Here is a 13,281-nt window from a genome sequence, read left to right as displayed (position 1 = left end):
GGACGTGAGATATGCCGCAATGCACGTCATCCGGGCAAGCCGGGCCGGTGCGTCGCCTAGCGTACGGACATGCCCTGTGTCCTGACCCAGGTGTGCTCCGGCTTCGAGCAGCGCTTCGCCGAGTTCGCCTTCGAGCCCGGCTTCGCCGCCGCGGTCGACCAGCACGTGGCCGAGATCCGCGAACGCCTCGGGGCGACCGCGCCCGGCCTGGAACCTGCCGCACCCGACCGGGGCGCCCTCGTCGACTACGCCCTCGGCTTCACCGACGCCCTGGCGGAGACCGGCTGGCGCGAGCCGGTCGGGCACGACTACGCGGTCTGCCGGCTGACCGCCCTGAGCTGGCTCGTCAGGCGGCACAGCATGGCCGGCCCGCGCGGCGCCTGAAGACACCGCGGGGGCCGGCCGGCCACAGCGCCGCCGGCGGGGGCCGGTCGCCCGGACCCGCCGCCCGCGGCCCGTCACATGGGGTCGACGTGCTCGGGGTCCGTGACGGGCTGGTTGCGCAGCGCGTCCTCGCGGCCCGCCCGGTAGGCGCCCTCGTGGGACGCGTCGGCGCCCGGCTGCCGGCCCCGCATCCGGCCGGTCTCCGCCTCCGCCGTGTCCATCCACCGCTCGATGCGCCCGCGCATGGGCTGGATCAGCGCACCGCCGACGCCCACGATCAGGATGCCCGCGACCGCGGCCAGCGCGGCGATCAGGACCGGCTGGGTGACGGTGGTCGCGATGCCGACCTGACCGAGTGCCGCGATCACACCGAGGGCGACGATGACCGCCCAGACGATCCGGGCCACCATCGGACCGTACGAGGCCGCCGACAGCACACCGGAGACGATGCCGCGCACGGCGTTGGCGATGGCCATGGCGACCACCACCAGCACGAGGGCGATCAGTGCCCTCGGCAGCCAGGCGACGATGCCGTCGATCATGCCGCTGACCGGGTTGGGCCCGAACACGCCGAACGCCAGCTGGAGGGTGACCAGCAGCAGCGCGTAGTAGACGACCTTGCACACCAGGGAGGTCGCGTCGTACTTGGAGTTGTCGAAGACCCGGGCGGAGCCGGCCCGTTCGCTGAGCCGCTCGAAGCCGACCTTGCGCAGCACCCGGTCGAGCACCTTGGCGATCATCTTCGAGACGAACCAGCCGATCAGCAGGATCACCAGGAAGCCTGCCAGCTTCGGCACGAACTGGGCCACCTTGGACCAGGCGTCGGAGAGCCCCTGCTGGAACTCCACCGCCAGTGCGGTGTCCGCAGGGGACGAGAGCGGGGCTGAGACCTGGGCTGGGAGCACGAGCAGACCCTTCCTTCGACGTCGACGCGCTGGTTCCGCTGATGTCCGGCCTATCAGCGTCCTGCCGCGAGCGCCTGCGGCCACCGCCGGGAAGCCGCCGAACGGGTGGTGATCACCGGCGGATCGTCGCGCACCCTCCCCGCGGCCAGGGCCGGACGGGGGAACTCCGGCGTGTTCGCGGTACGCAAACACCTCGGGGTCGCACTAGTCCTGGTAGAGGCGCGGTTCCCGCACGGCAGTGACTCGGGGCAACGGAGCAACGAGGCCGCGCGCTCGACGGAGGCCGGCCATGCGTTCCACCCGTTCCATAAGTTCCGCGAGTTCCGTACGTTCGCTGCGCACCCTCACGGGTCTCGCGCTCGCCGGTGCCGCGCTCGTCGTGTCCGCGCCGTACGCGCAGGCGGTGACACCGAGCTGCCAGAAGGCGCTGGACGACGCGGAGATCGCTCAGCGCAACTCCGACATCGTGAACAAGGACCCGAACGCGTCGGCGGAGGACAGGAAGCGCGCCCAGGACGAGGCCAACATGACCGCGTCCACCGCCCAGCGCTTCTGCAACTCCACGGATCCGGCGGTCACCGGTCCGGTGCGCGGCGGGGAGGGCGGCTCCCAGAGCGGCACGGGCCCCGCCGAGATCGCGGGCGGCACGGCGCTCCTCGCGGTGGGCGCGGTCGGCGCCGCCCTGGTGGTCCGCCGCCGCGCCGCGGCGGGCCGCGGCTGACGTGACACACGGCTGCCCCCTCCTTCCCGCGTCGCACGGGGGAAGGAGGGGGCAGCCGGTTCGGGTGAGTGGTTACGGCAGGCCGTGGACGTGCGGGCCGACCGCGTTCGACCAGGCGTTGCCCGCCGTGGCGTCCCAGTTGGTGGACCAGGTCATCGCGCCGCGCAGACCCGGGTAGGTCTTCGACGGCTTGAAGCTGCCGCAGCCGGTGCCCTTGGTCAGGCAGTCCAGTGCGTTGTTGACGATCGCCGGGGAGACGTAGCCGCTGCCGGCGCCGCGTGTCGAGGCGGGCACTCCGAGGCCGACCTGGGACGGGTCGAGGCCGCCCTCCAGCTGGATGCAGGCGAGCGCGGTGAGGAAGTCCACCGAGCCCTGGCTGTAGACCTTGCCGTCGCAGCCCAGCATCGAACCGCTGTTGTAGTACTGCATGTTGACGACCGTGAGAATGTCCTTCACGGCGAGCGCCGCCTTGAAGTACTCGGTGCCGGTCGACTGCATGTCGATGGTCTGCGGTGCCATGGTCAGGACCATGTTCGGGCCCGCCTTGGCGGAGAGCTGGTGCAGGGCCTTCGACAGGTAGGTGGAGTTGATGCCGTGTTCCAGGTCGATGTCGACGCCGTTGAAGCCGTACTCCTGCATGAGCTGGTAGGCGCTGTTGGCGAAGGCGGTCGCCGAGGCGTCACTGTTGATGGTGACGTTGCCCTTCTCGCCGCCGACCGAGATGATCACCGACTTGCCGGCCGCCTTCTTCGCCGCGACGTCCGCCTTGAAGTCGGCGACATTGGTGTAGCCCACCGCCGGGTCGAGGTTGAAGACGATCTGGCCGGGGGTGGCCGTGGAGTCCGCGAAGGACACGGCGATGATGTCGTACTGGGCCTGGACGTCGCGCAGCTTCTGGACGGTCGCGCCGTTGTTGAAGTTCTGCCAGTAGCCGGTCAGTGCGTGCTTGGGGACGTTGGGGTTCGGCCCGCCGGTGCCGCCCGTGGACGTACGGCCGCTGACCGTCGCCGACTTGGCCGACTCACCCGCCGGGTTGACCGCGCTCACCTGGAAGTCGTACGCGGTGTCGGCGGTCAGTCCGGTGACCGTGGCGGAGGTGCCGGTGGCGGACTGGACCTTCGTACCGCCGCGGTAGACGTTGTACGAGGTGGCGCCGGACACACCTGACCAGGACAGGGCGATCGACGAGGAGGTACGGGCGCCCACGGCGAGGCCCGTGGGGGCGGCCGGGATGCCGGGCTCGGGGTCGGTGCCGCCGCCTCCGTCGGGACCGAAGACGGAGAGGTCGTCGACGTAGTACGGGGCCTGGCCGTACCAGCCGTGGGTGTAGACGGTGACGGACTTGGTGCTCGGGCCCGCCTTGAAGGTGGTGGTGAGCTGTTTCCAGCCGGTGGAGCCCGGCGACCAGGTCGAGACGTCCGTGCTGCCGGTGCCGCTCGCGCCCAGGTAGGCGTACCCACCCTGGGTCCAGGCGGAGAGGGTGTACGTCGCGCCGGGCTTGACCGCGACGGTCTGCGCGCAGCGCGCGTGGTCCTGGCCGGCCGGGGTGCCCTGGAGTGCGGCGGCGCCGCCGTGCACCGGCGAGGAGACCGAGGTCCCCGCGGTACAGGTCCAGTTGGCGAGCCCCGATTCGAATCCGGCGTTCTTCGCCACGTTCAGGTCGGCGGCCTGGGCGGCGGGTGCGGTGGCCATGCCGACGGCGGCGAGGGATGCGGCGGTCAGGGCGGCCGCGAGTGCGGAGCGGCGTCTTGCGGGCAGGCGTTGGCGGTCCACTTGCTGCCTCCGGGGAGAGGGGTGGGGGCGGGGAGGGACGGTGGCCACCGTTGGGGGTAAAACTGGTCCAGACCATTGAGGTTGTCAAGACCTCTGGCAGCCAAAGGGAGTTGCGGTTCGGTTCCTGCTCGCCCCCGCCCCTCCCCGCTCACGCCCGCAGGTGACCCAGCACGGCGTGCACCGCGCGGTGCACGGCCTCGCGGGACGCGTCGGTACGGTCGAGGGACTCGAAACCGTGGTGGCCCTCCGGCACGTCGACCACCTCGACGTTCGCCCCGCAGTCCGCCGCCGCAGTGAGGAACTCCTCGACCGTGCCGGCGATCACGGGTGTCTCAAGGCCGGCCCGGGTGAGCACGACGGGCAGGCCGCCCGCGCCCGCAACCGCCCGCGCCGGACGGAACCGGCTGCCCCTGAGCCCCCAGTTCGGCAGCGGGGCCATGATCGGGTAGGTGGCGGCCAGGCAGCGCAGCCACGGCGGGGGCGAGGCCAGCCAGTCGGCCGTGAGGGGACCGCTGCCGGAGAAGAACCACAGCGCGATCCGGTCCGCGTCCACCCGTGGGTCGGCCCGCACCCGCTCCACCGCCGCGGCGATGTCGGCGGCGGCGCGCGGGAAGTCGCCGACGTCGTGCAGCCGGTGGTCGACGGTCGCGCCGATCACGCCTTCGGCCGCCGCGTACCTGGCGTACCCCGTGAGGGTCGGCCACTCGCGCGGCGTCGGTCGCGCCCCCGCGGGCACGGGCCCGCCGTGCACCACGACCACCGCGGGCAACGGACCGCGCGCGCCGGCCGCTTCGGGTACGTACAGGTCGACCTCGGGTACGTACCGGTCGGCTTCGGGTACGTACCGGTCGGCCTCGGGTACGTACCGGTCGACGTTGCCGGCCCGCTCCCGGGGGATGTCCGGCAGGTCCAGCAGGAAGGGTTGCAGGTGCGGGGGTGTCGCGCTCTCGTCGGGCAGCTCCAGCCGGTGCCCCCCGCCGGCCGCCGCCTGCCGCAGGACCTCCGCGAGCTCGGCGGGGCAGGACAGCATCGGCCAGTGTCCGGTGGGGAGTTCGAAGAAGCTGACGGCGGGGTCGGCCAGCGCCCGCATGGCCGGGTCACCGAGGTTCAGCACGGTCTGGACCATCTCGATGCTCGCCCCGTTGCGGGTGCACAGCACCCCGGTGGAGGGCACGCCCGCCGCAGCGCCGGTCAGCTTCAGCGGCTGGAGGAGGGTGGCGAGCGGCTGCGGCGCGGCGAGCGCGGTGAGCCGGTCGAGCGCGGCGTCGGAGACACCCTCGGTACTCCCCCAGCGCTGCCATTCCGCGCTCCCGGCCGGCGCCGCCAACTCACCGCCCACACCCAGTACTTCGGCCCGCTCGGCCAGCTGTGCGCGCAGCGACCCGTCGGGCAGTGCGGCGAGCACGGGGACTCCGTCCTGCGGCAGGCCCGAGTCCAGGTGGACGATGCGGGTGACGTGCCCGGCCCGGCGGTCGGCGGCCCCCACGGCCGGGTGGATCCCGTAGTCGTGCCCGACCAGCACGATGTCAGGGCCCGAGCTCCCGCCCCTCCGTCCCGCACTCCCCTCGGCCCCCGCGCCCGCGTCCGCGCCCGCGGCGACGACCGCGTCGATGACCGCCACCACGTCCGCGATGTGCGTCTCCAGGTCGACGTCCGGTGCGGCCGTCGCCTGCGCCCCGGTACCTCCTCCGGAGTCGCCGAGTCCCGTCAGGCACACCGTGTGCACCTCATCACCCGCCGCGGTCAGCAGGGCGGCGGTGCGCTCCCACACGTGTGCGTCCGTGAACATCCCCGACACCAGGACGAATGCGGTCATGGGGCCCTCCTCAGTACGTCGTTGCCGCTGCCCGGAGCGTCTCTCCGGGCCCGGTCGCCGTACGATAGGAACTCCCCCTGCGGGAGATTCAAGCGTCGGCCACGGGGGGCAACAGCATCGGGGGGTGTGGGTGTTCGCGTCGTACGACGGGCTGTGCAGCATCGGTGAGCTGGCCGAGCGCGCGGGCGTCACCGTCAAGACGGTGCGCTTCTACTCCGAACGCGGGCTGCTGCCAGAGGCGGGCCGCAGCGCGGGCGGTCACCGCAGATACGGCTCCGACGCGCTGGAGCGGCTGCGTCTGATCCGCGCGCTGCGCGCCCTGGACCTGCCGGTCCGCGAGGTGCACCGGATTCTCGACGCGGACGCCACCGGGGAGAGCGTCGGGGCGTGCGGGACGGGCAGCGTGCTGGAGGACGCCGTCGCGGGGCAGTTGCGTGAACTGGGCTCGCAGCTCAGGGCGTTGCGCTGGCGGGAGGCGGCGCTGCGGCTCGTGCAGGAGTGCCCGCCCGGGGAGCGGGCCGGCCGGCTGAGTCTGGTCGGCGCGGTGGCCGCCCCGCCGACCACGGACTCCCTGGTGAGGTTCTGGCGCGGCTGGCTGCCTGCCAGGATGCCGGCCGCGGCGGCCGCCGCCTTCCTCGACGTGGCGGTGCCGCAGCCGCCGGACGACCCGCAGCCCGCCCAGGTGCTGGCCTTCGCGCGGCTGCACGCCTTCGCTTCGAGCCCTTGCCCGGGTGCCGGCCGGCCCCAGCCCGCCGCGCACCGGGCCACCGGGGCGCGCGGCGCGGCCGTCCTGTACGCGGCGCTGGCCGAGGCGTACGAACTGGCGGGTACGCAGCTGCGGGGGAAGCGGCAGCCGCACCGGGGCGAGGCGCTGGACAGCTTCGTGGACGCGTACGTGCGCGCGTACGGCAGTCGGGACACGCCGGATTTCCGCCGCGTCCTGGCCGGGCAGCTCGCGTCGGACCCCCGTATCGACCGGTACTGGGAGCTGGTCTCCCAGGTGGTCACGCCTCCGGGCGGCCGGCCGGCAACCACGCCAGGGGCCGCGCACGACTGGCTGTGCGCGGCCCTGGCTGCGGAGACGGCGGCCACGGCCTGAACCGTGGCCGCCACCGACACGTAAGGATCGGTCCGTCTGCCCGGACTAGTCCGTGCCGAACTCCATCGCCGCGCGGTCCAGCATCTCGTCGTCGCCCGAGACCTCGCCGCGAGAGGCGATCGCCTGGGCGCCGCCCTCCGGCATGGAGCCGATCAGTCCGGTCGCCGCGGCCTGGGCCGCACCGATCGACGGGTTGGCGGTGCCGATCAGACCGAGGCCTGCGTACTGCTCCAGCTTGGCGCGGGAGTCGGCGATGTCGAGGTTGCGCATGGTGAGCTGGCCGATCCGGTCCACCGGCCCGAACGCGGAGTCCTCGGTGCGTTCCATGGACAGCTTGTCCGGGTGGTACGAGAAGGCCGGGCCCGTGGTGTCGAGGATCGAGTAGTCCTCGCCGCGCCGCAGCCGCAGGGTGACCTCGCCGGTGACGGCCGCGCCGACCCAGCGCTGGAGCGACTCGCGGACCATCAGCGCCTGCGGGTCCAGCCAGCGGCCCTCGTACATGAGGCGGCCGAGGCGCCGGCCCTCGTTGTGGTACTGGGCGAGGGTGTCCTCGTTGTGGATGGCGTTGACGAGGCGCTCGTACGCGGCGTGCAGGAGGGCCATGCCGGGGGCCTCGTAGATGCCGCGGCTCTTGGCCTCGATGATGCGGTTCTCGATCTGGTCCGACATGCCCATGCCGTGGCGGCCGCCGATGGCGTTCGCCTCCATCACCAGATCGACGGGTGAGTCGAACTCCTTCCCGTTGACCGTGACCGGGCGGCCCTGGTCGAAGCCGATGGTCACGTCCTCGGTGAGGATCTCGACGGACGGGTCCCAGAACCGGACGCCCATGATCGGGTCGACGGTCTCGACGCCGGTATCCAGGTGCTCCAGGGTCTTGGCCTCGTGTGTGGCGCCCCAGATGTTGGCGTCGGTGGAGTACGCCTTCTCGGTGCTGTCGCGGTAGGGCAGCTCGTGGGCGAGCAGCCACTCGGACATCTCCTTGCGGCCGCCGAGCTCGGTCACGAAGTCGGCGTCCAGCCAGGGCTTGTAGATCCGCAGGTGCGGGTTGGCGAGCAGCCCGTACCGGTAGAACCGCTCGATGTCGTTGCCCTTGAAGGTCGACCCGTCGCCCCAGATCTGGACGTCGTCCTCCAGCATCGCCCGCACCAGGAGGGTGCCGGTGACGGCGCGGCCCAGCGGTGTGGTGTTGAAGTAGGCGCGCCCGCCGGAGCGGATGTGGAACGCTCCGCAGGTGAGGGCCGCGAGCCCCTCCTCGACCAGCGCCGCACGGCAGTCGACCAGGCGCGCGATCTCGGCGCCGTACGCCTTCGCGCGGCCCGGCACCGAGTCGATGTCGGGCTCGTCGTACTGGCCGATGTCGGCGGTGTAGGTGCACGGGACGGCACCCTTGTCGCGCATCCACGCGACCGCGACGGAGGTATCGAGGCCGCCCGAGAAGGCGATGCCGACGCGCTCGCCGGCGGGGAGGGAGGTGAGGACCTTAGACATAGGAAGAGTATGCATGACATCGCATGGTCATGCAAAGCGGTTCCGTCAACCCGCACACCGCACCATCGCACCACGGATCGGTCCACGGCTTCGGAGCGCCCGACCCTTGTGTCCGGTGTCCTGTCGGAGACCCTTGAGCGACCGAATTCGGCAGCAGGGTGGCCGTCGGCCCGTCCCGGCCGCCCAGGACCCACCACGGAGGAGCTTCCCTTGTCCGCTCACCCCCTCTACACGGCCGACCGGCTCGACCGGGCCGCCAAGGCCGCGGCAGCCGCCGGACTCGATGCCCTCCTCGTCGGTCCCGGCGCGGATCTGCGTTTCCTCACCGGGTACGACGCGCTTCCGCTGGAGCGCCTCACCTGTCTCGTCCTGCCCGCCTCCCGGGACGCCTTCCTCGTGGTGCCCGCGCTGGAACGGCCCGCCGCGCTCGCCTCCCCCGCCGGGGACCTCGGCATCGAGATCGTCGGCTGGGGCGAGAGCGAGGACCCGTACGCACTGATCGCCGCCCGGCTGCCGCACACCGTCGCCGCGGTCGCCGTGGACAACCACATGTGGGCCGAGAAGGCCGCCGCCTTCCGCGAGGCGCTGCCCGAGGCGCGCCAGGAACTGGCCGGGCAGGTGCTCGGCGCGCTGCGGACGCGCAAGGTGCCCGCCGAGGTCGAGGCCCTGCGGCGGGCGGGGGCCGCCATCGACCGGGTGCACTCGCGGATGGGCGAGTGGCTGCGGGCCGGGCGCAGCGAACGCGAGGTGGGCAGGGACATCGCCGCGGCGATCCTCGACGAGGGGCACGTCCGGACCGACTTCGTCATCGTCGGGTCCGGGCCGAACAGCGCGAGCCCGCACCACGAGCTGTCCGACCGGGTGGTGGAGCACGGTGATCCCGTGGTGGTCGACATCGGCGGCACCACGGCGGACGGCTACTGCTCGGACTCCACCCGTACGTACGTGGTCGGCGAGCCGTCGCCGGAGTTCCTGCGCCTGTACGAGGTGCTGCTGGCCGCCCAGTGCGCGCAGACGGACGCGGTGCGCCCCGGCCTCACCTCGGGCGAGCTGGACGCGGTCGGCCGGGACCCGATCACCGCTGCGGGGTTCGGTGCGCACTTCATCCACCGCACCGGGCACGGCATCGGCCTCGACACGCACGAGGAGCCGTACATCGTGTCCGGTTCGCCGGTGGTGCTGGAGCCCGGCATGGCCTTCTCCGTGGAGCCGGGGATCTATCTCGAAGGGAAGTACGGGGCACGGATCGAGGACATCGTGGTGTGCGGCGAGCACGGCGGCGAGCGGCTCAACCTGACGAGCCGTGAGCTGCGGGTCCTGCCGTGACGCGGCCACCGGTCGAGCACCCGAACGGCATGCGAACGGAATGTCCGGACCCCACCACGAAATCTGCACGTAAACCCCTGACCAACGGTTGATTGCTGGACCAACTCCCAGGTCAACGGCGGTTATTACTCAATCTTTGGCAGGAATTTGCTCTGTCATCAGAGGTTAATGAGATGGCAAAGTGAGAGACACGGCAGCCGTCCAGGCTGTGTGCGGGGCGGCGCGGCCCACCGGTCACCGGAGGACCCCACGCCGCCCCCTCGCGACCATCGACCCGACCACACCGCGTCCCGGCCCCACGCCGAGCGGCGCAGGAGGCAGGCCACCTTGAAGTCTCTGATCGACAACGCCCGTTCGTTCGCCACCACACATGTGGCGGACCCCCAGAACGCCGCGGCCTTCCGGGCCCTGGGCGCCGGGCAGTCGCCCGACGCCCTCTTCATCACCTGTTCCGACTCGCGCGTCGTCCCGGCGCTCATCACCGGGGCACGCCCCGGTGAACTCTTCGAACTCCGTACGGCGGGCAACGTCGTACCGCCCTACCCGGGCCCCGGGGCCGAACCCGCGGGCGAGGCCGCCACCGTCGAGTACGCGGTGTGCGTGCTCGGGGTCCGCGACATCGTCGTCTGCGGACACTCCCACTGCGGCGCGGTCGGCGCCCTGGTCCGCGGCGACGACCTGTCCGCCATACCCGCGGTGCGGGACTGGCTGGAGCACTCCGTCGCGCCCGACGCCGCCGTGCGGTCCCTCGCACCCACGTCGGCGGATGTCGCCGAGGCCGTACAGGCACACGCGCTCGCGCAGTTGGAGAGGCTGCGCGGCTACCCCTGCGTGCGGGAGCGGACAGCGGACGGTTCGCTCACCCTGCACGCGTGGTACTACGAGGTGCACACCGGGGCCGTCCTGGCCCACCGCCCGCCGTCCGAGCAGCCTCCGCCGGCCCACGCGCCGGGCGAAGGGGCCCGACCGGCAGGTGTGCGGCCTGCGTTCGGGCCGCTGTGAGAGCCGCCGCTCCCTGCCGACCGGCTCGCTCTCCAGGACAGGAAACCCACCCTCATGCGCTCCCTTCCGCCCTCCTTCCGTGAACCCTTCCAGGCACTGCGCTCACCGGGCGTCCTGCGTCAGGACCTGCTCGCCTCCCTGGTCGTCTTCCTCGTCGCCCTGCCGCTGTGCGTCGGCGTGGCGGTCGCCTCCGGCGTCCCCGCCGAACTCGGCCTGGTCACCGGCATCGTCGGCGGGCTGGTCGTCGGTCTCCTGCCGGGCAGCGCCCTTCAGGTGAGCGGCCCCGCCGCCGGTCTCACCGTGCTCGTCTTCGAGGCGGTGCGGGAGTTCGGGCTCGGCATGCTCGGGGCGATCGTGCTGCTCACCGGCGTGCTGCAGATCGCGCTCGGACTGCTGCGCTGCGGCCGGTGGTTCCGTGCCATCTCGGTCTCCGTGGTGCAGGGAATGCTCGCCGGCATCGGTCTCGTACTGATCCTCGGCCAGCTGTACAGCATGGCCGGGGCCGCGCAGCCGCTGTCCGGCACCGAAAAGATCACCGGGTTGCCGGGGCTCGTCGCCGACACGCTCTCCTCCACCACGGCGCTCACCGCGGCGGCCCTCGGGCTCGGCACGATCGCCGTGCTGGTGCTCTGGCCGAAGCTGCCCGCCTCCGTACGCAAGGTGCCGGCTCCGCTGGCCGCCGTCGCCCTGGTGACCGCCGTGGCCGCGGGGCTGCGCCTCGACGTGGCGACCGTGACCGTGAAAGGGCTGTTCGAGGCGGTGCAGCCGCCGGGCGCGGACGACTTCGCGGCGCTGGGCGGCATCGCCGTGCTCGGCACCGTCCTGGCGTTCACCCTGATCGCCTCCGCCGAGTCGCTGTTCAGCGCGGCGGCCGTGGACCGGATGCACGACGGGCCACGCACGCACTACGACAAGGAGCTCGTCGCCCAGGGCGTCGGCAACACGGTGTGCGGCGCTCTCGGGGCGCTGCCGATGACCGCGGTCATCGTGCGCAGTTCCGCCAACGTCCGGGCGGGCGCCCGCACCCCGCTCTCGCGGGTCGCGCACGGCGGGTGGCTGCTGCTGTTCGCCGTGCTGCTGCCCGCCGCGCTCGGCCTCATCCCGCTGGCCGCGCTCGCCGGCGTCCTGGTGCACGCCGGCTGCAAGCTGCTGCCCGTCAAGGAGATCGTCCCGCTCGCCCGCGCCCACCGGGGTGAGGCACTCGTACTGGTGGTGACCGCGGTCGCCATCCTGGTGACCAACATGTTCGAGGGAGTCCTCATCGGCCTGGCCCTCGCGGTCGTCAAGAGCGCCTGGGACACCTCGCACGCCCACGTGGAGGTACGCGAGCTGACCGGCGGAAGGCTCGTCGTGACCCTCACCGGGAACGCCACCTTCCTGCGGCTGCCCCGCCTCCTGGAGACGCTGGAGGCACTGCCCAAGGACCGCCCCATAGAGCTCGACCTGACCACCGTGCACCACCTGGACCACGCGTGCCGTACGACGCTGGAGAACTGGGCGGTACGGCACAACGACAGGGGCGTGGAAGCGGTCCGGGTCACGCGGCAGTGAGCGCGGGCGGGCCGCGCCGGCGAGGCGTCGCGGGCCCTCGCGAATCCGGCCGGAACGGGCACGGCACATCGGCCCGGCGCGCTCTACGATGCCTCGCATGTTACGACGCCAAGTGCTCCGAATGACCCTCGTTCCCGCCGCCGTCCTCACCGGCCTCACCACAGCCGCGCAGAGCGGCGCGGTGGCCGCGCCGTCCGCCGGAGGCCGTCGGCGGACCACCGGACAGCGCCAGTCGCTGTTCTACAACCACGCCTACGGAGTGTTCGACCGCGCCACGGCCGACGCGGTCGAACACTCCGCCTATCTGCGCGAGTTCGCCAACTTCCAGGTCCGCACCACCACCGGCAGCGACGGCCAGACCTGGAAGGGCCGCTACCTGCTGGGCCGCGAGACCTATCTAGAGGTGTTCGGGGTGGGCGACCTGCCCGGCCAGGACGCCACGTTCGGCGCGGGCGGGATGGGCGTCTCGGTCGAACAGGCCGGGGACCTCGCGCAGGTTCTCCGACGGCTGCGGGAGCTCGGCATCGAGCGGCCGGTCGAGTTCCGCCAGACCCGGGACTTCGGCGACGGCGTCCCGGTGCCGTGGTTCGACGCCGTGTTCACCACGGACGCCTACGACGCCTTCGGCGCCTGGGGCATGGAGTACCGGCCGGAGTACTTCGCCGACCCGCGCTCCCTCACCGAGCCTGCCTCGTACCCCGGTGACGTCGGCCGCGAGCGCGCCCTGCCCGACGCCTACCGCGACCGTCTGATGCGCGACGTGACGTCGGTCAGGATCGCGGTCACCGCACGCGATCTCGCCAACACGGTGCCGCTGCTGCGGGCGGGCGGGTTCACCCTCACCGAGGGCCGCGGCGGCGTCGTCGCACAGGGCGGCGGCACCACCATCCGGCTCGACGCCGTGCCGCGCGACCGGGCGGGCCTGCGGCAGGTCGGCATGTCCCTCAACCGGCCGCTCGGGCACCGGCACCGGGAACGCATCGGCCTCTCGACCCTGACGGTCGGCCCGCACGCCGGCGCGGTGTGGGACTTCGACCGGCCGCACGGCTGACCCGGCAGCACCGGTCACGCACCACCCGCCACCGGTCACGCACCACCCGCCGCCGGGCGCCCACCAGCCGCCACCTGGCACGCACCACCCGCCGCCGGGCCGGGCGCTCCGGCGGCGGGACATTCAACTCCCCTGTGTTACTTGTGAGTTACGCACCGTCGG

The 13,281-nt window shown here is 72.6% G+C and carries 11 protein-coding genes; 7 read left to right on the top strand and 4 right to left on the bottom strand.

The window, feature by feature from the left end:
* Positions 1-69: 69 nt before the first annotated feature.
* Positions 70-384, top strand: coding sequence for a DUF6401 family natural product biosynthesis protein (locus ACIQM4_RS19915; RefSeq protein ID WP_401593045.1), 315 nt, complete (start codon positions 70-72; stop codon positions 382-384).
* A gap of 74 nt (positions 385-458) precedes the next feature.
* Here the strand turns inward: ACIQM4_RS19915 and ACIQM4_RS19910 are convergent, their stop codons facing one another.
* Positions 459-1,289: a hypothetical protein gene (locus tag ACIQM4_RS19910; protein ID WP_401593043.1), complete on the bottom strand. Its 831-nt coding sequence runs from the start codon at positions 1,287-1,289 to the stop codon at positions 459-461.
* Positions 1,290-1,578: 289 nt separating this feature from the next.
* Between ACIQM4_RS19910 and ACIQM4_RS19905 the strand changes: the two genes are divergently transcribed.
* Positions 1,579-2,010, top strand: coding sequence for a hypothetical protein (locus ACIQM4_RS19905; RefSeq protein ID WP_401593041.1), 432 nt, complete (start codon positions 1,579-1,581; stop codon positions 2,008-2,010).
* 72 nt (positions 2,011-2,082) lie between these two features.
* Here ACIQM4_RS19905 and ACIQM4_RS19900 read toward each other — a convergent pair whose 3' ends face one another.
* Positions 2,083-3,783 (bottom strand): chitinase, encoded by a 1,701-nt coding sequence (locus ACIQM4_RS19900; protein WP_401593039.1) that lies wholly within the window; start codon positions 3,781-3,783, stop codon positions 2,083-2,085.
* Positions 3,784-3,931: 148 nt separating this feature from the next.
* A complete protein-coding gene (locus tag ACIQM4_RS19895; protein WP_401593037.1) occupies positions 3,932-5,599 on the bottom strand; it encodes an alpha/beta fold hydrolase in 1,668 nt (555 codons plus the stop codon).
* 130 nt (positions 5,600-5,729) lie between these two features.
* On the opposite strand from ACIQM4_RS19895, the gene ACIQM4_RS19890 reads away from it, so the two are divergent.
* Positions 5,730-6,698 carry a MerR family transcriptional regulator gene (locus ACIQM4_RS19890; protein ID WP_401593207.1) on the top strand — a complete coding sequence of 323 codons (969 nt, stop codon included), beginning with the start codon at positions 5,730-5,732 and terminating at the stop codon, positions 6,696-6,698.
* A 45-nt stretch (positions 6,699-6,743) separates the two neighbouring features.
* Here ACIQM4_RS19890 and argG read toward each other — a convergent pair whose 3' ends face one another.
* Positions 6,744-8,189: an argininosuccinate synthase gene (gene argG / locus ACIQM4_RS19885; RefSeq protein ID WP_401593035.1), complete on the bottom strand. Its 1,446-nt coding sequence runs from the start codon at positions 8,187-8,189 to the stop codon at positions 6,744-6,746.
* 210 nt (positions 8,190-8,399) lie between these two features.
* On the opposite strand from argG, the gene ACIQM4_RS19880 reads away from it, so the two are divergent.
* From ACIQM4_RS19880 to ACIQM4_RS19865, 4 genes are all read left to right on the top strand, one after another.
* The gene (locus ACIQM4_RS19880) at positions 8,400-9,515 is read left to right on the top strand and encodes a M24 family metallopeptidase (protein ID WP_401593033.1); all 1,116 of its coding nucleotides are present in this window, start codon (positions 8,400-8,402) and stop codon (positions 9,513-9,515) included.
* A gap of 327 nt (positions 9,516-9,842) precedes the next feature.
* Positions 9,843-10,517, top strand: a complete 675-nt coding sequence (locus ACIQM4_RS19875; RefSeq protein ID WP_401593031.1) for a carbonic anhydrase — start codon at positions 9,843-9,845, stop codon at positions 10,515-10,517.
* A 54-nt stretch (positions 10,518-10,571) separates the two neighbouring features.
* The gene (locus ACIQM4_RS19870) at positions 10,572-12,068 is read left to right on the top strand and encodes a SulP family inorganic anion transporter (protein WP_401593029.1); all 1,497 of its coding nucleotides are present in this window, start codon (positions 10,572-10,574) and stop codon (positions 12,066-12,068) included.
* Positions 12,069-12,189: 121 nt separating this feature from the next.
* A complete protein-coding gene (locus ACIQM4_RS19865; protein ID WP_401593205.1) occupies positions 12,190-13,119 on the top strand; it encodes a DUF5829 family protein in 930 nt (309 codons plus the stop codon).
* The last annotated feature ends 162 nt before the right edge of the window (positions 13,120-13,281 follow it).

Origin of the sequence: Streptomyces sp. NPDC091272 (assembly GCF_044757485.1) — a bacterium.
Taxonomy (GTDB): domain Bacteria; phylum Actinomycetota; class Actinomycetes; order Streptomycetales; family Streptomycetaceae; genus Streptomyces.
The sequence above is the reverse complement of the archived record's forward strand: the minus strand, read 5'-3'. Positions and strand labels throughout refer to the sequence as shown.